The organism is Nonomuraea sp. JJY05, assembly GCF_043496855.1.
Classification (GTDB): Bacteria; Actinomycetota; Actinomycetes; order Streptosporangiales; family Streptosporangiaceae; genus Nonomuraea.
The window spans coordinates 120,361-142,664 of the sequence record NZ_JBIEIS010000033.1 but is presented as its reverse complement, the minus strand read 5'-3'; the positions used below and the strand labels follow the sequence as shown (position 1 = coordinate 142,664).

At 69.7% G+C, this 22,304-nt stretch carries 20 protein-coding genes; 14 read left to right on the top strand and 6 right to left on the bottom strand.

Features of this window, described 5'->3' with window-relative positions; genetic code table 11:
• Window positions 1-3: 3 nt before the first annotated feature.
• The 4 genes from ACFKCF_RS41090 to ACFKCF_RS41075 form a co-directional block, all read right to left on the bottom strand.
• Window positions 4-1,419 (bottom strand): ABC transporter substrate-binding protein, encoded by a 1,416-nt coding sequence (locus ACFKCF_RS41090; protein ID WP_394500752.1) that lies wholly within the window; start codon window positions 1,417-1,419, stop codon window positions 4-6.
• Window positions 1,420-1,515: 96 nt separating this feature from the next.
• On the bottom strand, window positions 1,516-2,577 hold the full coding sequence (locus tag ACFKCF_RS41085; protein WP_394500751.1) for a LacI family DNA-binding transcriptional regulator: 1,062 nt from the start codon (window positions 2,575-2,577) through the stop codon (window positions 1,516-1,518).
• A 174-nt stretch (window positions 2,578-2,751) separates the two neighbouring features.
• On the bottom strand, window positions 2,752-3,855 hold the full coding sequence (locus ACFKCF_RS41080) for an ATP-binding protein (RefSeq protein ID WP_394500750.1): 1,104 nt from the start codon (window positions 3,853-3,855) through the stop codon (window positions 2,752-2,754).
• On the bottom strand, window positions 3,852-4,505 hold the full coding sequence (locus ACFKCF_RS41075; RefSeq protein WP_350740870.1) for a response regulator transcription factor: 654 nt from the start codon (window positions 4,503-4,505) through the stop codon (window positions 3,852-3,854). Before ACFKCF_RS41075 ends, ACFKCF_RS41080 begins: the two co-directional genes overlap by 4 nt.
• Window positions 4,506-4,592: 87 nt before the next feature.
• On the opposite strand from ACFKCF_RS41075, the gene ACFKCF_RS41070 reads away from it, so the two are divergent.
• The 4 genes from ACFKCF_RS41070 (at window position 4,593) to ACFKCF_RS41055 (ending at window position 7,625) form a co-directional block, all read left to right on the top strand.
• Entirely contained in the window at window positions 4,593-5,909 is a 1,317-nt protein-coding gene (locus ACFKCF_RS41070; protein ID WP_394500749.1) for a S41 family peptidase, read from the top strand.
• Window positions 5,910-5,990: 81 nt separating this feature from the next.
• On the top strand, window positions 5,991-6,191 hold the full coding sequence (locus ACFKCF_RS41065; RefSeq protein WP_394500748.1) for a hypothetical protein: 201 nt from the start codon (window positions 5,991-5,993) through the stop codon (window positions 6,189-6,191).
• Between the two features lie 124 nt (window positions 6,192-6,315).
• Window positions 6,316-6,657 (top strand): PadR family transcriptional regulator, encoded by a 342-nt coding sequence (locus ACFKCF_RS41060; protein WP_394500747.1) that lies wholly within the window; start codon window positions 6,316-6,318, stop codon window positions 6,655-6,657.
• Window positions 6,654-7,625 carry a hypothetical protein gene (locus tag ACFKCF_RS41055; RefSeq protein ID WP_394500746.1) on the top strand — a complete coding sequence of 324 codons (972 nt, stop codon included), beginning with the start codon at window positions 6,654-6,656 and terminating at the stop codon, window positions 7,623-7,625. The genes ACFKCF_RS41060 and ACFKCF_RS41055 overlap by 4 nt, the downstream gene beginning before the upstream one ends.
• Window positions 7,626-7,712: 87 nt before the next feature.
• Here ACFKCF_RS41055 and ACFKCF_RS41050 read toward each other — a convergent pair whose 3' ends face one another.
• Window positions 7,713-8,153, bottom strand: coding sequence for a hypothetical protein (locus tag ACFKCF_RS41050; RefSeq protein ID WP_394500745.1), 441 nt, complete (start codon window positions 8,151-8,153; stop codon window positions 7,713-7,715).
• Window positions 8,150-9,043 carry an SDR family NAD(P)-dependent oxidoreductase gene (locus ACFKCF_RS41045; RefSeq protein ID WP_394500744.1) on the bottom strand — a complete coding sequence of 298 codons (894 nt, stop codon included), beginning with the start codon at window positions 9,041-9,043 and terminating at the stop codon, window positions 8,150-8,152. Before ACFKCF_RS41045 ends, ACFKCF_RS41050 begins: the two co-directional genes overlap by 4 nt.
• Window positions 9,044-9,135: 92 nt before the next feature.
• Between ACFKCF_RS41045 and ACFKCF_RS41040 the strand changes: the two genes are divergently transcribed.
• From ACFKCF_RS41040 to ACFKCF_RS40995, 10 genes are all read left to right on the top strand, one after another.
• Window positions 9,136-9,741 carry a TetR family transcriptional regulator gene (locus ACFKCF_RS41040; protein WP_394500743.1) on the top strand — a complete coding sequence of 202 codons (606 nt, stop codon included), beginning with the start codon at window positions 9,136-9,138 and terminating at the stop codon, window positions 9,739-9,741.
• Between the two features lie 392 nt (window positions 9,742-10,133).
• A complete protein-coding gene (locus ACFKCF_RS41035; protein ID WP_394500742.1) occupies window positions 10,134-10,568 on the top strand; it encodes a VOC family protein in 435 nt (144 codons plus the stop codon).
• A 766-nt stretch (window positions 10,569-11,334) separates the two neighbouring features.
• The gene (gene rph / locus ACFKCF_RS41030) at window positions 11,335-13,935 is read left to right on the top strand and encodes a rifamycin-inactivating phosphotransferase (RefSeq protein ID WP_394500741.1); all 2,601 of its coding nucleotides are present in this window, start codon (window positions 11,335-11,337) and stop codon (window positions 13,933-13,935) included.
• A 413-nt stretch (window positions 13,936-14,348) separates the two neighbouring features.
• Window positions 14,349-14,921 (top strand): dienelactone hydrolase family protein, encoded by a 573-nt coding sequence (locus ACFKCF_RS41025; RefSeq protein WP_394500740.1) that lies wholly within the window; start codon window positions 14,349-14,351, stop codon window positions 14,919-14,921.
• A 538-nt stretch (window positions 14,922-15,459) separates the two neighbouring features.
• Window positions 15,460-16,323, top strand: a complete 864-nt coding sequence (locus tag ACFKCF_RS41020) for a metalloregulator ArsR/SmtB family transcription factor (protein WP_394500739.1) — start codon at window positions 15,460-15,462, stop codon at window positions 16,321-16,323.
• Entirely contained in the window at window positions 16,320-16,919 is a 600-nt protein-coding gene (locus ACFKCF_RS41015) for a dihydrofolate reductase family protein (protein WP_394500738.1), read from the top strand. Before ACFKCF_RS41020 ends, ACFKCF_RS41015 begins: the two co-directional genes overlap by 4 nt.
• Window positions 16,920-17,344: 425 nt before the next feature.
• Window positions 17,345-17,854, top strand: a complete 510-nt coding sequence (locus tag ACFKCF_RS41010) for a SigE family RNA polymerase sigma factor (RefSeq protein ID WP_394500737.1) — start codon at window positions 17,345-17,347, stop codon at window positions 17,852-17,854.
• Window positions 17,854-18,516 (top strand): hypothetical protein, encoded by a 663-nt coding sequence (locus tag ACFKCF_RS41005; protein WP_394500736.1) that lies wholly within the window; start codon window positions 17,854-17,856, stop codon window positions 18,514-18,516. Before ACFKCF_RS41010 ends, ACFKCF_RS41005 begins: the two co-directional genes overlap by 1 nt.
• Before the next feature lie 238 nt (window positions 18,517-18,754).
• On the top strand, window positions 18,755-20,587 hold the full coding sequence (locus ACFKCF_RS41000; protein ID WP_394500735.1) for an ABC transporter ATP-binding protein: 1,833 nt from the start codon (window positions 18,755-18,757) through the stop codon (window positions 20,585-20,587).
• Window positions 20,584-22,299: an ABC transporter ATP-binding protein gene (locus tag ACFKCF_RS40995; protein ID WP_394500734.1), complete on the top strand. Its 1,716-nt coding sequence runs from the start codon at window positions 20,584-20,586 to the stop codon at window positions 22,297-22,299. Before ACFKCF_RS41000 ends, ACFKCF_RS40995 begins: the two co-directional genes overlap by 4 nt.
• The last annotated feature ends 5 nt before the right edge of the window (window positions 22,300-22,304 follow it).

Sequence of the window (22,304 nt, the reverse complement as noted above, 5' to 3'; positions counted from 1 at the left end):
GCGTCATCCCGTCTTCGCGGCGGTCTCGAGATCGCTCTGCAGTCCGTCGAGGGCCGCTCTGGCGTTGCCCGTGGACATGGCCTCGGTGGTGCGCTTGTTCAGCGCGATGGCCATCGCGTTGTAGTACGGCGGGGCCGGGATCGGAGCGGTGTCGTCGAACCGGGTGAGCGTGTCGTAGAAGACCTGCCAGTGCTCGGGGCCGGTGGGAGCGTACTTCTCGGCGGTCATCATCGACCTGCGCGGGGACGTGGTGCCGTTGCCGGGGAACAGCAGGTTCATGCTCTGCGGGGTCACCATGGTCTTCACGAGCTCCCAGGCGAGGTCCTTGTTCGGCGACGACTTGAAGATGCCGAAGCCGCCGGCGCCGAACAGGTGCCGCTGCGTCTTCCACTTGGGGAAGTACTGCACGTCGAAGGAGCCCGGCGCCATGCCGGCGTTGTGCAGGCCGCCCGCCCAGAAGCCGCCACCGATCGCCATGCCGATCTTGTTGCCGGCGAACAGGCCCTGCAGCGTGGTGCCGCCGCCGACGTCGGGGCTGGGCGACAGGCCCTCTTTCTGCAGCTGGATCATGTAGTCGAGCGCCTCGACGACCGGGGTGGAATTGGCGGTGGGGGCGCCCCAGCGCCAGCCGCCCTTGCGGCCGGCCGCGGCGGGGTCGTTCGGGTAGAAGGTGTTCCACAGCCAGTCGCCGCCGTCCCACTTGCCCTCGGTGAGCAGGTTGCCGCCGTTGGCGTACATCCAGGACGTCCAGCTGCCCCACAGCCGTACGACCCAGTTGTAGCCGACCACCTGGCCGCCCTTGGCGGAGATCTTCTTGGCGATGTCGTAGAAGTCGTCCTTGGTCCAGTCGTCGGCCGGGCGCTCCACGCCGACGCTGCTGAACAGGGAGGCGTTGTAAAACATGTTGCCGGCGTTGAAGTCGCTCGGCAGTTCGTACAGGTGCCCCTGGTACATCATGGCTTCCACCAGCGCCGGGTGGACGTCGGCGAAGTACGGCTTGAGCTCGGCCGCGTCCCGCCTGACGTAGTCGTCCAGCGGTTCGGCCAGGCCCTTGGCCGCGAACAGCTGCAGCCCCTCGGTGGCCACCGAGGCGATGTCCGGCGCGTTGCCGGCGGCGATCTGGGTGAGCAGCTTGCTGAAGAAGTCGTTCCAGTCCGTGCCCGTGGTGCCGGTGAACTTCACCTTCACGCCGGGGTGGGCCGCCTCGAACGCGCCGGCAGCCTTGGCCATCTTGTCGGCCGTCGCCTGGTCGGCGAAGACCGCGACGTTCAACACCTTCGAGCCGGAAGCGGAGGAACCGGAGGAGCCGGAACCGCATGCGGAGGCCAACCCGCCCATACCCGCCAGCGTGGCGGAGGCGGCGCCGGCCCGCAGCAGGCTGCGGCGGCTCAGCTGCTCGCTGAAGATCCCTGAGGACATGCGTGTTGTACCCTAACTGTGTTCCAAGTACTGACAGGGATGACGACCGGTTGCGACGGTCGCCTGTCGACGTGCGACTGCTTCGCCGTCCCGGGGTCAGAGCCGGGGCGGCGAAGTGACCGATGCCCGCGCCACCAGCGGGCAAGGCAGCATCTCCTGGATGACCGGGCCCGGTGGCGAACCCGGCGTTGCGGTGAGCGCGAGCAACTGGGTGACCGCCCGCGCCCCCATCTCGTAGTGCGGCAGCTGGACCGTGCTCAGTGCGGGACGCATGCCCTCGCAGACCAGGTCCTGGTTGTCGAACCCGATGACCGACAGGTCGTCGGGGATGGACAGTCCCAGATCGGCGGCGGCGTGGTACGCGCCCAGCGCCATCCGGTCGTTGAAGCAGAACAGCGCCGTCGGACGCTGGTCCGCCGTCAGCAGGCGCCGCGCGGCGCGGTAGCCGGCGGCCACGTCCCCGGCGACCGTGCCATGGGGGATGGCCGGCTCGGCGGCCACCAGGGAGGGGTCGTAGGGGACGCCGACCTCGTCGAGTGCCTTGCGGTAGCCCTCCAAGCGGCCGTGCAGCGCGGGGATGTCCGCGGTCTCCACGGCCATGCCGATCCTGCGGTGCCCGTGGCCGGTCAGCTCGCGCACCGCCGTGTAGCCGCCCTGGACCTCGTCGGGAACCACGAACGGGATCGTGGGGTCGTCGCTGCGCGCGTCCAGCAGCACGCTGGGCGTCGAGCGCAGGCTCTCCGGCAGCCGCACGATCCGGTGGTACATCGCCGCGTACAGCACGCCGTCGACCTGGCGCTGGAGCAGCATCTCGATGCTGCGGCGTTCAAGGTCGGCGTCGCCGCCGGTGTTGACCAGGAGCAGCAGCATGCCCTTGGCCGCGGCGGCCTCCTGCGCGCCGAGGATGATCCGGCCTGCGTGCGGCGTGGTGGCGATCTCGTCGCTGACGAAGCCGATGGTGTGCGACCGCTGCAGCCTCAACCCCCGAGCCAGCCCGTTCGGCGCGTACCCGAGTTCCTCGGCGACCTGCAGGACGCGCTGCCGGGTGTCCGGGTTGATCCGCTTGCCCTCGACCTGGTTGAGGATGTGCGACACGGTCGTGACGGAGACACCGGCCGCCGCGGCCACGTCCTTGATCCCGATCCGGCGCGCCATCATCCTGCCCAAACTGCTCGATACCGGTTGCCCAATCGTTTTGGCACCCGCGTGTAATGAGGGTGCCAACGACCAAAGCCCCTGTCAATGGCTCGTTACGAACTCGTGGCCGCAGCATGTCCCGGCCCAGGTCGCGGTGATCGAGTCAGGCGCCGCGCTCACCCTGCCCGATCGCCATCAGGCTCGCGCTCCGTCGTCTGTGGCGGGCACCGCATCCTCAGATCCCGGGAAAACCACGACGAGCTCCAACCCGCCTCCCGGGTTGGGGCTCGCTCGCACGTCGGCGCCGTGAGCCTTGGCGATCGACGCGACGATCGACAACCCGAGGCCGGCGCCCTGTCCACGGGTCGTCTGCAGCCGCCGGAAGGGCTCGAAGAGATCGCCGAAACGTTCCTGGGGCACGTGCGGGCCGGTGTTACGGACCGTCAGAACTCCATGGGAGAGCGTCACCTCAACGGTTCCGCCGGGAAGGTTGTAGCGGGTCGCGTTGTCGACGAGGTTCGTGACGAGCCGGCTCAGCAGGATCGGATCCCCATCGACGACGAACGGGTCGATCCGCGACGTCACGGTGACCTCGTCCGAGCCGCCTTCGGCCAGGACGAGCAGCACCACCTCGTCCAGGGCCACTGGCGTCCTCTTCTCGAGGCCGTGCTCCGCCTGGGCCAGGACCAGCAGGGCGTCGATGAGGCTCTCGGTGCGGTGGTTGTGGAACAGGAGCTTGTCGCGGATCTCACCGACGTCTGCAGGAAGGCCGATCTCGATCGCCGCTCGCTGGACGGCCAACGGGGTCCTCAGCTCGTGGGACGCGTTCGCGATGAACCGCCGCTGCCCCTCGACGGAGCGTTGGAGGCGGTCGAGCATCGCGTCGAACGTGTCGGCCAGTTCCTTCAGTTCGTCCTTCGGCCCGATGAGCGCGATGCGTTCGTGCAGGGTCGACACGGACAGCCGCTGCGCCGTGGCGGTGATCCGGTGGACGGGCCGCAGGATCCGCCCGGCGACCAGCCAGCCGACGATCACTGACACCAGTGTCAGGATCCCGACCGTCGCCACGGTCACCCCCCACTGGTAGTCGATCACCTCGTCCACCAGATCGGGCAGCGTCGGCGGCTGATGGTCCGGGAGGCCCGGCGCCGCCGGCGCCACGGGGAACGGCCCGATCCGCCCGATCCTCCTGTCCAGCGCGTGGCGCAGCAGCAGGTTGACCGTGACCAGCAGCACGGTCGAGGTCAGCAGGAACAGTCCGGAATAGATCAGGGTGAGCCGTACCCGGACCGTCGTCACAGCACGTAACCCGCGCCGGGAACCGTCTGGATGCAGGGCGGATCGCCCAGCTTCGCGCGTAAGCGGCTGACCACGACCCGCACCACCGTCGTGAACGGGTCGACGTTCTCGTCCCATGCCTCTTCGAGCAGCCGTTCAGAGCTCACGACCGCGCCGTCCGCCCTCATCAGCACCTCGAGGACGGCGAACTCCTTGAGCGACAGATGCAGATGCCGCCCGTCCCGCGACGCCTGCAGCCGGTGGGTGTCGACCACGATCCCGTGCCGCGTCAGCACCGGCGGCACCTGCGCCTGGCTGCGCCGCCCCAGCGCCTGCACCCGTGCGACCAGCTCGGCGTAGTCGAACGGCTTGGGCAGGTAGTCGTCGGCCCCCATCCCGAGGCCGGCCACCCGCTCCGGCACCGCCGCGGCCGCCGTCATCATCAGGATCCGCGTACGGCTCCCGCGCGCCACCAGCTCACGGCACACCAGGTCGCCGTGCATCTCGGGCAGGTCCCGGTCCAGGACGAGAACGTCGTAGTCGCTCACCGCCAGCCGCTCCGACGCGGCGACCCCGTCGTACACCACGTCGACGGCCATGGCGTGGCGACGCAACCCCACCGCCACAAGATCGGCCAGGTCTCGTTCGTCTTCGGCCACCAGAACCCGCATAGCGATGTTCGTACCCGAATCTGGGTTACAGCGGCGTTAACGGATCCGTTCACAGCCGCGCAACCCGCTTCCGGCCACGCTGGCGGCATGATCAAATCCCTCTGCGCCGCCATCCTGGTGGCGGCCTGCTCCATGTCCGCACCCGCGTCCGCGCCTGCTGAGCGCTGCACCGCCGTCACCGGGCCGCCGCCGGAGTCGGCGCCGCCGACCTCGCTGAACACGCTGCGGCAGGCGTACTTCTGCGTGCTGGACAACTACTACGGCGGTCCGTCCATGGATGCGAAGGCGCTGCTGAAGAGCGCCTTCGCCGCCTATACCCAGGACCTGATGCGGCGCGGCGCCGATCGGCCCGGCCTCCAGCTGCCCGAACTGACCGGGAACCGCGACACCGACTGGGCCGCCTTCGCGAAGGTCCTCGGCGCCGGTGACGTGCCCGCGTTGCGCGCCGCGATCATCGCGATGGTCGCCGGACTGCACGACAACCACGCCCGCGCGGTCAGGCCCACTCCCCCACCGGAAGGCGGACCGACCGGGACGGGCATCGTGGGCGTGTCGGCCCAGCAGGGCCCGCAACTCGACCCGGCGGCCAAGCCGCCGTTGTTCATCACCCGCGTCCTGCCCGGCAGCCCCGCCGCCAAGGCCGGCATCAGGCCCGGCGACATCATCGTCAAGGTCAACGGCATGCCGCCGTTCATCGGGGACACCGTGAACCAGAGCATCGTCCAAGCCTTCACCGCCGGCACGGTGACGCTCACGCTCCAGCGCCCCACAACGGGACGGACCCGCACCGTCGAGCTCAGAGAGGGCCCCATCACGCGGCAGCCTCCGGCGGTGACGTCCAAGAAGCTCGCCGACGGCGTCACGTACATCCAACTGCCCGGATTCTTCGAAGGTGCCGCCGACCAGGTCATCGCCAAGCTGCAGGGCAAGCCGAAGGCGGTGGTCCTCGATCTGCGCGGCAACGGCGGCGGGTCGCCTCGCGAGGTGACACGGCTGCTCGGCGCGTTCGCGCACGGCAAGGTCACCAGCTACTTCTGCCCGCTCAAGGGCGACTGCGTGCCCAACCGGACCGACGACAGCGTCCCGTTGCTCGGCTCGCGCCTGATCGTCCTCACCGACCGTGGATGCGCCTCGGCCTGCGAGGACTTCAGCGCGGCCGTCAAGGACAACGGCCTGGGCACCCTCATCGGGACCCGCACCGCCGGGGCCGTCTCCGGCCCCAGCGAGGCATACCTCCTCGACGACGGCAGCATCCTGCTCCTGCCCAAGGTCCGGCACCTCGGGCCCGCCCGCGAAATCATCGACACGATCGGCGTCCCGGTCGACCACTACGCCCCGATGACCGCCCTCGACCTGGCCACCGGGCGCGACCCGGGCGTGGCCAAGGCGCTGACGCTTCTTTGACGCGCTTGCCGCAACGGTAGGTGTTCGCTACCCGAGCCAAGGCTTCGAGGGCTTCTGCGCTTTCTGGGATACTCACGCCGCGTGGACACGAGGACCTTCTGGGGACTGATCGAGGAATCACGGCGCGTGACCGGGGACCCTGAAGAGCGGGCGAGCTGGCTGGACCTGCAGATCACCGACGCGCGCGACGCGCTGGACTTCCACGTCTGCCAGATCCGTCTCCTCGCCCGCGCCTGCACCTGCAGTAGCCGGATGGCGGCCCGTACGCGGTGTTCGCCCTGATCGCCCGCCGCATCGTGCCGACCGAACGCCAGGGCCCGGTCCCGCCGGGACGACGACCGTGACCGCCCGGTGCGCCTTGACGCCAACTCTTCCGATATGCCGATTATCGGTATATAAAGATCCTGTGTCTAAGTTACGCGCCTTGCAGGAGCCTTCGTTCCTCATCCTGACCTCGCTGGCACACGAGCCGCAGCATGGCTACGGCATCATCACCGACGTCGAGCGCATCTCCCAGGGTGAGATTCGGCTGAGGGCCGGCACCCTGTACGCCGCCCTGGACCGGCTGCAGGCCGAGGGGCTGATCGCCGAAGACCGGGAGGAGATCGTCGACGGGCGGCTTCGCCGCTACTACCGGCTCACCGAGGAAGGCAGCCGGCGCCTGGCCGCGGAGGCGGCGCGGCTGCAACGCAACGCCCGAACGGCGGTCACCCGGCTGCGTACCCACCATGCCGGAGGGACCGCGTGAGCGACCTGGAACGCCACTACCGCCGGCTGCTCCGCCTCTACCCTCGCGACCACCGAGCCAGGCACGAGGAGGAGATGCTCGGCGTGCTCATGGCGGCGGCCGAGCCCGGCCGCCGCCGTCCGCATCCGCAGGACGTGGCCGACCTGATCAGCGGAGCGGCCGCCATTCGCTTACGACGGCCCATCAGCCCGCAATCTCTGATGTGGTGGCGCGATGCGGCCCGCGTCGCCGCCGCCCTCGGCCCGCTGGTCCTGCTGATCCAGCGCTTTCCCGCGGCTTTCCGCGAGATTGAGATGTATGTCCAGCGAGGACCGGAGCCAGGGGTCCTGTCGACGGGCACGGTCGTCGAGCAGGCACTCGGGCTGCTGGTCTACGTCGCCGTCACGGTGCTCGCCTGGCATGACCACAGGTGGATCGCGGCCGGCCTGGCTTGGGCATCGACCATCTGGCTCGGCGCGGACCTGGTCATCCCGAGCTCGTACAGCTGGGGTCTCAGCAACCTTCTGCCCTTAGGGCTGGTCCTACTTCCGTACGTGGCCGTGGCCGTGCTGCTGACAGGAACAGCGCATCCACAGCGTGGAGTGCGACTGGTCGGCCGACGCAGGGTCCTGATCTGGTTTGCCGTCTTTCTGGGGACGACCACAGTCATACGGCTGTTGGAGGCCACGATGGGCATGTGGTGGGAGTTGGTTCCGCTCGGCCTGACGGCGATCGTTTGCGGGATGGCCGCGCGATCCCCGCTGGGACGCAGGAGCATCGTGCTGCTCGCCCCCGCCTTCCTCCCCGTTGTGCTGACGGGCGTTCTCTTCATAGCGATGTGGTCGTGGTGGGGGGAGTCATCCATCACCGGCGTCACGCAGGCGATCGGCATGGTGTGCGCAGCCCTGGCCGTCTTTGTGTCCACCGTCTACCTCACCGGCCGGCGCGAGGCCGCCGGCGCACCGCCACGCGAAGCGGCTCGACTGTGACGGAGTCGTGTTCGCGGGCGAACGGGATGGATGCGCGGGGACGGCACGCTGCGGGCAGCGAACTCCACCGTCGCCGAGCAGGTCGCCTCACACGGCGATGACCTTCTGATGGGTATCTGCGCGTTTGCGGCGGGTGTGCTGCTGTATCGGCTCTTCCGATCGTTTTGCCGGCGTGCGGTGAAGTCCCGCTGCACCAGGTCGGGGAGGCCGCGGACGGCGCCCTGCTCGGTCGTGGTCGGGGTGAAGGCTCGTGCCTGCACCGGGACCAGCCCGAGCTCGCGCATGAGCAGCCGGACCGGCTCGGCTGAGCACTGCTCGCCGATCCGCCTTCCGGTTCACGATCGACGCGGCGGCGGCCTCGACCATGCCGGTGGTCGTGGATCCGCCGTTCATCTTCCAGCCGGACACATTCCACTGCCACACGTTGATGGTCTCGACCACCGAATCGGCGGCGCGTGCCGTGCCCCCGGGCAGCAGCGTCGCGCCGAACGCCACCACGGCAACCAGTAAGCGGGCGAACATTCTCATCTCACATACTCCGATCTCGGATGTACTTGTTGTCCGGTGGACAGGCCCAGCATTCGTACGCACAGCGCGTCCATCGCGCGGTCCGGCAGCACGCGCCGCAGCCGGGTGAGAAGCTTGGCGTGACCGCCCACGGGGTAGCGCGTTCTCGGCCGCCGGGAGGTCATCGCCTTCACCACGGCTCCGGCGATCACCTCGGGCGGGCTGCCGGTGCGCTGATTGCTCGTGGCGATTTTCCCGATCACGTGCTCGACCATCGCGCCGTAGTCGGCACGGCCCTGGGGCGAGAACAGTTCGGCGACGGCGCGGCGGCCGTTCTCCACCAGCTTGGCGGGGGCGGTGCTCTGCGTGGCGCCCGGCTCCACGATGCTCACGTCCACGCCCCATGGGCGCAGCTCCATGCGCAGCGCGTCGGTCACCGAGACCAGCCCGTGCTTGGCGCTGGTGATGGGGCCGAGGAACGGCAGCGTGATGCGCCCGCCCTCGGACCCGACATTGATGATCCGCCCTCTGGCCCGCTTGACCAGCGGCAGGAACGCCTGGGTGACGGCGAGCTGGCCGGTCAGATTCACCTCGAGATGGCGCCGGAACTCATCCAGGGGCACCAGTTCCATCGGCCAGGGCGCGCCGATCCCGGCGTTGTTGACGAGCCCCGCCAGCCCGGCCGCGCCGGTGGTCCGCTCCACCCGCACGACGGCCGCGGCGATCGACTCCCCGTCGGTGACATCGACATGCAGCGGGATGATCTCGCCCCTGGACGCGCGGCGCAGCGCCTCGCCGTCGACCTCCTCGCGGACCCCGGCGAAGACGGTGAAGCCCCGGGCGGCCAGCGCCAGGGCCGAGGCCCGGCCGATGCCCGATGAAGTTCCGGTGATCATCACCGTTCGCGACATCGCGGCTCCCTTCACGAGATAACTCAACGATGGTGAGTTCACGATAGGTCAAGCATGCATGAAACTCAACATCGATGAGTTATTCTTTCCGGGTGAGCGAGACCAGTCGGAAGAGGGCCGGAGGGCGTCGTCCGGGCGTGTCCGGGACGCGCGAGGCAATCCTGGCCGCGGCCCAGCGGAGCTTCGCCGAGCAGGGCTACACGGCGACCACCATCCGGGGCGTCGCCTCGGCCGCCGGTGTGGATCCGGCCCTGGTCCTGCAGTTCTTCGGCAACAAGGACCAGCTCTTCGACACCGCTTTGCGGGCCGATCCGCCCACCCGGCCCCTGACGACGCTGGTACGCGAGGGCGACCTCGCCGACCTCGGAGAGCGGCTGTCGCGCCGCTACCTCGAACTCTGGGAGGCACCGGACACGGGAGCGCGGCTCCTCGCGGTGGTGCGCGGCGTGTCGGCATCGCCGAGCGCGTCGGCGATGGTGGCCTCGTTCATGTCCGACGAGGTGATGCTTCCCCTCGCCCGCGCCATCGGCGCGGATCGCGCCGAACTGCGGGCCAACCTCACCGGCGCGCACCTGCTGGGCGTCGCCACGGCCAGGTACGTGCTGCGGGTCGAGCCGCTGGCATCGCTGGAGCGCGAGCGACTGGTCGCGATCCTGGCTCCCCTCGTCCAGCGTTACCTCACCGGCGATCTCGACTGACGTGGACATCCGGGAACGGCGTTCAGGGGGAGGCCGCCGTGGGCGGCCGCGGGTGGGGTGACCGGCTCCGGCGGATGAAGTCCGCCTCTCGGGAGCGGCTCCTGATCCGGGTCAGGCGGATGAACGTGGGGCCCGAGTCGATGCCGGGCCAAGACCGTTCATGCACTGCGCGGGCCGTCACGTTCGAGAGGGTCGCCGGCGACGCCGGCGCGCCCCGCTCCCGGCCTTACGCCCAGCCCGGCACCCGGGCCGAGATCGGGTGGCAGCGCGATGCCACCGGCCCGTCAGGATCGTCATCCCGCGGCTCAAGGTCCCAGTCCTCTTCAAGAGCCACAACCTGATCAGGGCGGGCCCGTGGAGACGACGAAAGACCCCGTCGCTATGGTGGACCGATGGCATCGGTCAAGCAGGTCCAAGTCACCTTCGACTGCGCAGAACCTGAGCGCGTCGCTCGTTTCTGGTGTGAGGTGCTGGGGTACGTCGTACCGCCTCCACCGGAGGGGTTTGCTACTTGGGACGATTTCGATCGCGCGCTGCCGCCTGAGCAACAGGGTTCAGCGTTCGCGTGCGTCGATCCCTCAGGTGTGGGCCCGCGACTGTTCTTCCAGCGCGTTCCCGAAAGCAAGGTCGTCAAGAATCGGGTGCACCTTGACGTGCGGGTCGGCACCGGGCTCGTGGGTGAGGAGCGCGTGGCCGCACTTGAGGCCGAATGCGCACGACTGGTCGCGCTCGGCGCGGTACGCCTGCGACTCCTCCCCGCCGATGACGACAACGAGTCGTGCCTCCTGATGCAGGACATCGAGGGCAACGAGTTCTGTCTCGACTGAGTGGCCGCGAAGGCACCTTCGCGAACATCCGCTCATGCCGCAGACGCTCGGCTGGGGATGGAAGGCGCGAACCTCTCCAGCGGCGTCGCCGGACGTCGGTGCCGACCGGCGCAACCGGCGACACAAGTCGAGGATCTGGTCGGTGCGGCGGGGGCATCCGGGGCCATGATCTGTGCGGCCCGGCCGCGGTAGCAGGGGGCCGTTCGGCCGGTTTGAGCGAGGGCGACCGTCAAGCTCGGCGGTCGTCCGTTTGGCGAGCTTCGCCCAGCGCTCGCGTCGCGTGACGACGTCCGGGAGAACGGCTGCGCGCTCGACGACGTTCGGCCCTTGCCGACGAAGAGAAGACGTGTGCCGCCGCTTCGCGATAAGGGTGTCAGTCCGCAGCGGACGGCCACGAGGCAAGGCGAGAAAATCTCACCCCTTGCCACTTTCAACTTATAGCGGACCGGGGGGCTTGCCGCAAGACCCGGGTCGTGCTGCAGAATCGTCGGCCGTACCGAGAACGGACGAAAACGTGGGGGCACGACGTGCGTGTGTCGTTAACGACCTATGGGGGACGCGGTGACGTCGGAACCGCTGGTGGGACCGGCGGTGCGGGGCGGGCGCTCGGCGCGGAGCCGCGGGTGTGCGCGCCGGCCGACTCGTCAGACGGAAGGCAACCAGAGATGAGGACGTGCCCGACAAGAGGTTCGACAGAGCAGGAGGCGCCGGTGATCCGACCGGCCGGTGCAAGGCAACGGAGGACGGCTGCCACGGAGGTGTCGCGATGATCGAGCAGTACGTGCTGAGTCTCCAAGAGGTTGACGAGACGCAGCTCGCTGTCGTCGGCGGCAAGGGAGCGCATCTGGGCGCGCTGTCGCGGATCGACGGCATCCGCGTGCCGGCCGGCTTCTGCGTGACGACGGACGCCTTCCGGCGGATCATGGTGGAAGCGCCGTCGATCGACGATCGGCTCGATCAGCTGTCGCGCCTGAACCCGGACGACCGGGAGGCGATCCGCACGCTCAGCGCGGAGATCCGCCGGACCCTCGAAGGGATCGCCATCCCGGATGATCTCACGGCGGCGATCACCCGCGCTCTCGCCCAGCTCGGCGAGCAAGCCGCCTACGCCGTCCGATCCAGCGCGACGGCGGAGGACTTGCCGACGGCCTCCTTCGCCGGCCAGCAGGACACGTACCTGAACGTCGTGGGCCCGGCCGCGATCCTCCAGCACGTCAGCCGGTGCTGGGCCTCGCTGTTCACCGAGCGGGCCGTGACCTACCGCCAGCGGAACGGCATCGACCACCGTACGGTCCACATGGCCGTGGTCGTGCAGCAGATGGTCTTCCCGCAGGCGGCCGGCATCCTGTTCACAGCCGACCCCGTCACGTCCAACCGAAGGGTCGCCTCCGTAGAGGCCGGTTTCGGCCTCGGTGAGGCCCTGGTCTCCGGCCTGGTGAACCCGGACGTCTACAAGGTGCGCGACGGCGAGGTCGTCGCCAAGACGGTCGGCGCCAAGCGGCTCGCCATCCACGCCTCGCCGGCGGGCGGGACGCGGGAGCAGGAGATCGACCCGGAGCGGCAGGAGCAGCCGGCGCTGACGGATGCGCAGGTCGTGCGGCTCGCGCAGCTCGGCCGGCGAATCGAAGCGCACTTCGGCCGCCCCCAGGACATCGAATGGTGCCTGGTCGACGACGACTTCCAGATCGTCCAGAGCCGGCCGATCACCACGCTGTTCCCCATCCCCGAGTCCGGCGACGGGGAGAACCGCGTCTATCTCTCCGTCGGCCATCAGCAGATGATGACCGACCCCATGAAGCCCCTGGGCCTCTCCTTCTGGCAGATGACGACCCCCGCGCCCATGGCCGAGGCCGGCGGCCGGCTGTTCGTCGACGTCACCCAGAGGCTGGCGTCGCCGGCGAGCCGCGCCGCCCTCCTGGAGCTCGCGGGGAGATCCGACCCGCTGACCGGGGACGCGCTGCAGACCATCCTCGAGCGCGACGGCTTCATCCGGCCGCTGCCTGGCGAGGGTCCCCCCGGGCCACTGCCCGGTGGCGCGCCGACCCCGATCGAGACCGATCCGGCCATCGTCACCGACCTGATCGAGCGCAGCAAGGCCTCCATCGCCGCGTCGGAACGCGAAATCCGGACGAAGTCCGGAGAGTCCCTGCTCGACTTCATCCGGACGGACCTCCAGGAGCTGAAGCGGATCTTGTTCGATCCGCGGAGCCATCAGGTGTTCATGTCGGCGATGGAGGCCACGTGGTGGCTCAACGAGCAACTGGAGGCGTGGCTGGGCGAGAAGAACGCGGCGGACACGCTCACGCAGTCCGTGCCCCACAACGTCACGTCGGAGATGGGGCTGGCGCTCCTGGGCGTCGCTGACGTGATCCGCCCGCATCCGGACGTGGTGGCGTTTCTGCAGCACGTCGAGGACGAAAGTTTCCTGGACGAGCTGCCCAAGCTCGCGGGCGGGCGGGAAGCGCGAGACGCCATCGAGGCCTGGCTCGATGAGTACGGCATGCGCTGCCCCGGCGAGATCGACATCACGCGGCCGCGCTGGCGTGAACGCCCCTCCACGCTCTTGCCCATGATCCTCGGCAACATCAAGAACTTCGAGCCGGGAGCCGGCGAGCGGCGCTTCGAGCAAGGGCGGCAGGAAGCCTGGGACAAGGAGCAGGAGCTGCTGGAGCGCTTGCGAGCCCTGCCGGACGGGGAGCGCAAGGCCGAAGAGACGAAGCGGATGATCGACCGGGTCCGGACCTTCATCGGGTACCGGGAGTATCCGAAGTACGGCAAGGTCAGCCGCTACTTCGTGTACAAGCAGGCCCTGCTGGAAGAAGCCGAGCGCCTCGTGCGGGCCCAGGTACTTCGCGAGAAGGAAGACATCTTCTACCTCACGTTCCAGGAGCTCTACGACGTCGTGCGCACGAACCGCGTGGATGACCAGCTCATCGACCGGCGCAAGGACGCGTTCACGTCGTATCAAGCGCTCACGACGCCCCGGGTGCTCACGTCGGATGGCGAGGTCATCGCCGGGGCGTACCGACGCGACGACATGCCGGCCGGCGCGCTGCTCGGCCTACCGGTCTCCGCCGGGACCGTCGAGGGGCGGGCCCGCGTCATCCTGGACATGGCACGGGCCGATCTCGAACCGGGCGACATCCTCGTCACCGCACACACGGACCCCAGCTGGACGCCCCTCTTCGTCGCCATCGCAGGCCTGGTCACGGAGGTCGGAGGATTGATGACCCACGGCGCGGTGATCGCACGAGAGTACGGACTGCCGGCCGTCGTCGGTGTGGCGGATGCCACCCGGCTGATCACCGACGGGCAGCGGATCCGCGTGCACGGAACCGACGGGTACGTCGAGATTCTGCCTGACTGATCACACCGATAACGCCCATCACCACCGCGGCGAATTCCGGTCGTGGGCCAGCGCTGACCTCGCGCTGGCCCACTCGCCACCCGATCCCCGAATCGATCAACAGCTGCACGATCTGCTCGACGTGCCGGCTGAGCCTGGTGGTCATCACCGCCGGCATCGCCCTGGCTCACCGCCTCGGCGGCCACCTACCGGATCAGGCGCGGTCGATCTTGATCGACGCGTCCACCCCGGACCGCACGGCCTTGTTGAACGAGGAGGACGGCCCGGCGCTCTTTGCGCGGCGCGCTCGACGCGTCCTGGCCGCCCGCCCTGCCCGCTGCTCGCCCGGCCCCGTCCCTCTCCCCCCAGGCGGCGGTGGCTGCGGCAGCGCGCGCCGTGTCAGCACGACCCCGGGCGCTGGCTAAGCTGCGCGCATGGCGCGAATTCTCCTCTTGCACTCGATGTACGGCCTGCGGCCCGCCGTTCACCAGGCCGCCGACCGCTTCCGGACGGCCGGCCACGAGGTGCACGTCCCCGATCTGTACGACGGCCGGGTCGTCGACACGCACGAGGAGGGCGCCGCGATCAAGGAGGAGATCGGCCGCGATGAGCTGCTGAAGCGAGCCGTGACCGCGGCCGCCCCGCTGTCCGCCGACGGCCTGGTGTACGCGGGCTTCTCGCTCGGCGCGGCGATCGCACAGAACCTCGCCCTGGGCGACGAGCGGTCTCGAGGGCTGCTGCTGATGCACGGCACCTCCGACATGGCCGACGAACTCTCGGCCGACGACCTGCCGGTCCAGCTTCACGTGGCCGATCCCGACGCCTACGAAACCGCCGACTGGTTGAACGCCTGGTACATCCAGATGCGCCGGGCGCGGGCCGAGGTGGAGGTCTTCCGCTATCCGGGTGTCGGCCACCTCTTCACCGACCCTGACCTGCCCGACTACAACGCGCAAGCCGCCGAGCGTGCCTGGGCCATCGCACTGGACTTCGTCGCCGACCTGTGACCGGCTGCCCCACCGATCTTGGCGAACCGCCGATCAGCGGCGCCATCACCGCATGTCGGTCCGGTCAGGTCCTTGCCGTTGCCTCGAGTGGCGTCCACACCATGAGCGCGAACATACCGGCGTACGGTATGCCGCATCAGCTGGAGATCCGGCCGAGGTCGGCGAGCTGAGACACCGCGGAGCACCCGAGCCGGGTCCGGCTGGAGAAGGTCCTCTCCGAGACGGTGTACGCCCCGCAGTGCGGCCAACTCCCGGACCCGCTCGCGTGGCGGCTGGACGTCTGCCTTCCCGCAGCGAAACCGCGTCGTCGTACCGGGGTGAAGGCGATCGCCACCACCGACCAGGCGCCTTTACATTGTAGATCTCGTGACTGCGACCGGCACCACACGCTTGCCGAGGCGCCCCTGAGCATGTCTCCGCCGCCAGGGAGAGCGGGAAAAGTCCCGGGTTGCGCCCTGCCCGGCCGATTCCCGGCTCACTCCACATCATCCAAGTTATTCCTTGACACGAATATTCGTCGTTGAGAATACTTCTCTCCATGGAGACAGCGGACGCACTTCTCATCGCACTGGCCGACCCGGCCCGCTGGCGGCTCGTGACCCTGCTGGCCGAGCGGCCCCGCCCGGTCGGCGTCCTCGCCCAGCTCGCCGAGGCACGCCAGCCGCAGACGACCAAGCACCTGCAGACCCTCGAGCGCGCCGGCGTCGTCACCTCCCAGCGCACCGGCCAGCGCCGCGTCTACGCGCTCCGCTCCGCTCCGCTGCGGCACCTGGCGGCGGCGCTCAGCCGGCTCGCCGACACCGCGGACCAGGCCGACGGCCCGCGCGAGACCTACGACCGGTACGGGCTCAGCCTCCAGGCGGAGCGGCTCGCCGCGCAGGAGCCGGGGTGGGCCGACGGCCGCTCGTTCAGGTTCGTCCGGTCGCTGACGCAAAGCCCCGAGCTGATCTGGCGCCACCTCACCGAAACGCCCCTGCTCGCCCGCTGGTGGACGCCCGACGACCTGCGCGTCTCCGAGCTCGTCTTCGAGGCACGACCGGGTGGACGGGTGATCCTGGAGTACCGCGACGCCGAGGACGCCGACGGCTCCGACCTGGTCGCCGGGCGCGCGCAGGGCGTCGTCGACGACGTACGCCCCGGCGAGCGCCTCGCCTACCGCTCCTCCCCGATGCTTCCCAGCGGCGACATCGCCTTCACCGCCCACGTCGCCTTCGACCTGCGCCCCACCGACACCGGCACCGACCTCGACGTTCAGGTCCGGATCACCGACAGCACCGTCGACTCCGCGGACTTCATCGCGGGCATCGAGATCGGCTACGGCCAGACCCTCGACAAGCTCGCGGCGACCCTCGCCACGTACACCACCGACCCGCACCACACCGACACCAGGAGCACGAAATGACGAACACGACCGGCCGCAGGGTGACCGCGAACCTGAGCCTCACCCTCGACGGACGCTACAACGGTCCCGGCGGGCCCGGCGATTTCGCCGCGTTCGCCCCGTACGTAACCAGCGACGTCGCCCGCAACCACATGACCCGCATGTGGGAGCACGCGACGACGGCACTGCTCGGCCGGATCAACGCCGAGGGATTCCTGGGTTACTGGCCGCCGGTCGCCGAAGACGACAGCGCCGACCCGCGCGACCGCGGATACGCCAAGTGGCTGGTCGACACGGAAAAGGTGGTCTTGTCGACCACCCTGACCGAAGCGCCGTGGGAACGCGCCCGCGTGGTGAACGCCCCAGCCGCGGACGTCGTCACCGAGCTCAAGGCCAGCGGTGAAGGCGACATTCTCGTCAACAGCAGCGCCAGCATCATCAAGCCGCTCCTGTCGGCAGACCTGCTCGACCGGCTCTACCTCATGATCTTCCCCGAGATCGCCGGAGGCGGGCAACGACTGTTCGACGACGGCCTGCCGGCTACGAAATGGACGCTCACCCACCAGGAGGCCGGCGAGCTGGGCGAACTCGCCATGGTCTACGACCGAGTCCGCTGAGCCGGCCGGTCGGCGCAGCCCGCAAAGAACGAAGTGGGCCAGATCCCACTTCTCGCTGCTGAAGGGCTCCCCCACGAAACCGACCGCGACCTCGGACCGTGCAACGGAACGGCGACGTACGCGAGCGCCTTCGCTCAAAGCCACCGAGATCGAAGGCAAGGCCCGGCACATCGTCGCCGTCACCTACGGCGAGCCGCCGACCCGCCCGCAGCCGCCGCCCTGCTCAAGACCGCACTCCTCATCCCCGATCCGGCGTGCCCTGAGTCCGGTGGAGGAGTAGCCGTCCTACGCCGCCCCGGCGCCGAGGTTGACAGACTGGTCATGTGCTGCCGGTGGTGAGAAGGAAATCGCCGGCCTGCTCGTTGCAACCTGCGCCCGGGCCGGACCCATCTCTTGGGATGTGAAGTCATCTATCGGGGAGACCAATGAGCCTTGACGAGGAGTACACCGCCTACGTGAGTGGCCGGCTGTCCTGGTTGCGGAAGATCGCTTATCCGTTGTGCCAGGACTGGCATCGCGCCGACGACCTGGTGCAGGCGGCGATAACGCGGCTCTACGTCAAATGGCGCCAGGCTCGGGCCGCCGACGACCTCGACGCCTACGTGCGCACGATGCTGATCCGGGTCTTCCTCGCCGAGCAGCGAGGGGGCTGGTTCTCCCGCGTACGGCTGACGCCCGCGCTGTCCGACCAGCAGGTCGAAGGCGGCGACCGGGACATGGTCATGGACGTCAACCGGGCGCTGGCCGCCGTTCCCGCCCGCCAGCGCGCCACTCTCGTGCTGCGCTTCCACTGCGATCTGAGCGTGGAGCAGACCGCCCACGCGCTGGGCTGCTCCACCGGAACCGTCAAGAGCCAGACCGCGCGCGGTCTGGCCACCCTGCGCTCGATGCTCGGCGCGCCGGAGTCCCGTCTCGCACGTACGGAGGAGTCTTGATGGAGGTCAAGCAGGTGTTCGGCTCGCTGGCGCGCCAGGAGGAGCCGCCGAGCACGGTGAACGTGAACCGGGCCATGGCGGCGGGACGTGCCGTCCGCAGACGCCGTCGTGCCGCCGTCGCCGCGAGCTCGGCGGTGGGGGTGGCCGCGGCCGTTCTCGTGGCCTGGTCGGTCCAGCCGTGGCCGGGGCGGCAGAACGATGGCGCCGCCGCCGTGCCGTCCGTCACGGTCACGGTCACGACGTCGCCGCGGCCTGTTTACAAGGGGTTCGCGGACATGAAGAAGAAGCATCCCCCCAAGGGGAAGGTCGCCACTGTGCCGCCGCTGATGATGTGGCTGAGCGACGCGCCCCGCAAGGGCGGGCTCCTCCTCTGCGAGAGCGGGCCGGAGGGTAGCTCCTGCGCCTCGTTTCCGCCGCTGGCCGGCAAGGAGTTCGCCCGTACGCAGGCTCGCGGTAAGGACATCTGGTTCGGCATAGCCAAGGACGGCGTTCACGGAGTGACGGCGGTCACCAAGGATGGACGGAGGCTTCCGGCCAGCCTCGCGCGGGATGTCGGCGCGGGGCTCGGGCTCTGGGCCATCCAATATCCCCCCAGAACGGACGTGCTGCGGCTCGTCATCGCCGACGCCGACGGAAGGACTGTACAGAGGATCGCCGTGTGAGCGGCCCTCGCCTACTCCCGGCGTCGTAGTCCCGCAGGTCGTTGATCCCGGTGCGGTAGTGGCAGATGACTCCGCCTGTGGGACGCCCTCGGAACGGCGGCCGGGCGAGAATGTGCGGTCATGAGGGCGTGGCCGCTGACCGGCTTCGATCCTGCGGAGCCGAAGTTCGCAGGCCGAAAGGGCCGCAGCGAGCTCGGCCTCCACGCGTTCCCCTGATGACGACGAAGACGGGACAGCGATGACCACCACCGACCTTGCCGAGGCGAGGGAACAGGCCACGCCACCACCGGAGGACACCGATCCCGCGGCGGGACAGAGCATGGCAAGGCTGCTGCGCCCCTATGGCTGGAGTTTCGCCGCCGTGGTGATCCTGCAGGTCATCGGCGCCCTTGCGGGGCTGGCGCCGCTGCTGGCGGTCGTCGAATTGGGTCGTACGCTCTTGTCGCCCGGCCCGGTCGATCACGGTCACGTCTGGACCGTCGTCATCGCGGGCGCGGCCGGCCTGTTCGTACGACTGCTGTTCACGGCCGCATCGTCCGGGATCGGGCACATTCTCGACGGCCAGGTGCAGCTGTCGTTCCGCCGGCAGCTGGCCGCGCGGCTGGGGCGCGTACCGATCGGCTGGTTCTCCCGGCGCCGGACCGGCGAGCTGGCGAAGGTGGTCGGGGAGGACGTGAGCGCCGTGCACCCGTTCATCGCCCACACCCCCGGCGAGCTCATCTCGGCGTTCATGGTGCCGCTGGTGTCGCTGGTCTACCTGTTCACCGTCGACTGGCGGCTCACGCTGATCGCGCTGATACCGGTGGTGCTGGCAGTGGCGCTGGTCCCCCTCATGATGACCCCGACCCGGCTGCGCGAGCAGAAGGAGTTCGACGCGGCCATGGGACGGATCGCGGATTCGGTCGTCGAGTTCGTGCAGGGCATCTCGGTGGTCAAGGCGTTCGGCGGGTCGGAGCGCGTCCACCGGAGGTTCCGCACGGCCACGGACGATTTCGTCGGCGCCTTCTTCCGGATGGTGCGCGGCCTCTCCGCGGTCGCCGCGGGGATGCAGCTGGCGCTGTCACCGCCGTTCGTGCTGCTGGTCGTGCTGATCGGCGGCGCGGCTCTGATCGCGAACGGCGGCATGGCCCCGGCCGACCTGCTGCCCTTCCTGCTGCTCGGGCTGGGCCTGACCGCCCCCGTGGCGGCCCTCGGGCACGGCTTCGACGACATGCAGGCCGCCCGTCGGGCGGTCGGCCGGATCCGGGACGTGCTCGCGGTGCGGTCGCTGCCGGAGCCCGCACGCCCGGTCGCGCCGCGGGGTCACCGGGTGGAGCTGCGGGACGTGCGATTCGGTTACGAAGCCGATCACGAGGTGCTGCGCGGGATCGACCTGGTGCTGGAGCCGGGGACGGTCACCGCGGTCGTCGGGCCGTCGGGCAGCGGGAAGTCCACGCTGGTCCAGCTGTTGCCGAGGTTCTTCGACCCGACCCACGGCTCGGTCGTCCTGGGCGGCGTCGATCTGCGCGAGCTCGGCAGCCAGGAGCTCTACCGCACGGTCTCCTTCGTCTTCCAGGACGTCCGCCTGCTGCGCGCGTCGGTCGCGGACAACATCGCGCTGGCGGTGCCGCATGCCGGCCGCGATGACGTGGTTCGCGCCGCCCGGCTGGCGAACATCCACGAGCGGATTCTGGAGCTGCCGCGCGGGTACGAAACGGTGATCCACGAAGAGGCCGGGCTGTCGGGCGGCGAGGCACAGCGGATCTCGATCGCCCGCGCGCTGCTCGCCGCCACGCCCGTTCTGGTGCTCGACGAGGCGACCGCCTTCGCCGACCCGCCCACCGAACAGGCCGTACGCCGGGCCCTGGCCACGCCGGCGGGCGATCGGACGATCCTGGTCATCGCCCATCGCCTGGAGACGGTCGCCGACGCCGACACCGTCGTGATGCTGGAGAACGGGTCGATCGTCGAGCGCGGCAGGCCCGCCGAGCTGCTGGCACAGAACGGAAAGTTCGCCGCGTTCTGGCGATCCCACCGATCGGCGGTCGCCGACGAGATCGAAACCGCACTGCGAGGAGACGAGCCCCGATGATCCGAATGCTGCTGCGCGTGCTCGGAGACGAGTACGCCCGGCCGGTGCGCCGCACCGTGGCCCTGATGACGACGACCGCGGTGGCCGAAGGGTTGTCCTACGCGCTGTTGGTTCCGGTGCTGGCGGCGCTGTTCGGGAGCACGCCCGCGGATGCCGGGCCGTGGCTGGCCGCGTTCGGGGCCGCGGTCGCGGTCTACGCCGTGCTGCGCTATCGCAGCGACCTGTCCGGTTTCCGCGTCGGGACCGTGCTGTTGCGCGGCATGTACCAGCGGCTCGGCGATCACCTGGCCCGCTTGCCGCTGGGCTGGTACGGCGCCGGCCGGGTCGGCGAGGTGTCCGTTCTGGCCAGCCGCGGCGTCCTGGAGGCGATGAGCGTGATCGCGCATCTGCTGGCGCCGTTCATCTCCGCCTGTGTGACCCCCCTGACGATCATCGGCGTGATGCTCGCCTTCAACGCGCAGTTGGGGCTGGCCGCGCTGGTCGCCGCCCCGGTCGTGGCGGCGGTCCAGATCTGGACGGGACGCTCGATGGCCGCCACCGATGCGGAGCGCCACGAACGCGACCACGAGGCCACCGGGCGGGTCATCGAATATCTCCAGGCCCAGCCGGTGCTGCGCGCCGGCGGCCGGAGCGGCGAACGCTTCGAGCTGCTCGACGACTCGTTGCGGCAAGTCCAGCGCGCCTCCCGCCGTACCGTGATGTCGGCGCTGCCCGGCACCGTGGGACTGGCGCTCACGGTGCAGGCGAGCTTCACGGCGCTGCTGGTGCTGGGCGCCTACCTCGCGCTCGGCGGGGGCCTCGGCGCGGCGGAGCTGCTGACGATCCTGGTGCTCGCCGCCCGCTGCGCCGATCCGCTGCTGTCGCTGGCCGACATCGGCGGCAAGCTCCGCGGCGCGCGTTCCGTGCTGGCGAGGCTCGACACGGTGCTGCGGACCGAGCCGCTGCCGGAACCCCGCGAACCGGTCCAGCCGGCAGGCCATGCCCTGGAGTTCGAGTCCGTCGTGTTCAGGCATGGGGACCGTACGGTGATGGACGGCGTGTCGTTGTCCGTGCCGGAGGGGCAGCGGCTCGCCGTCGTCGGACCGTCGGGGGCGGGCAAGAGCACGTTGCTGCAGCTGCCGGCGCGGTTCTACGACGTGGACGCGGGCGCGGTGCGCGTGGGCGGCGCGGACGTGCGCGCCATCAGCACGGAGGCGTTGATGGCGCGGATCGCCATCGTGTTCCAGGACGTCTATCTCTTCGACGGCACGATCGAGGAGAACGTACGTCTCGGCCGCCCCGACGCCGACGAAGCCGACGTGCGGGCGGCGGCGACCGCGGCGCGGCTGGACGAGGTGATCGAGCGGCTGCCCGGCGGATGGGCGACGAACGTGGGCGAGGGCGGTGCCCTGCTGTCCGGCGGCGAACGCCAGCGCGTCTCGATCGCTCGGGCGCTGCTGAAGAACGCGCCCATCGTGCTGCTGGACGAGGTGACCTCCGCGCTGGACCCGGTGAACGAGGCGGCCGTCCACGAGGGCATCGAGCACCTCATGGCGGGCCGGACGGTGGTGATGGTGGCGCATCGGATGCGCACCGTCCAACGCGCCGACCGCATCGTCTTTCTGGACGGCGGCCGGATCGTGGAGGAGGGCAGCCACGACGAGCTACTGCGCCGCGGCGGCCGCTACGCCGATTTCTGGAACACCGAATATGCCTTCACATCATTCGACTGAGTCAT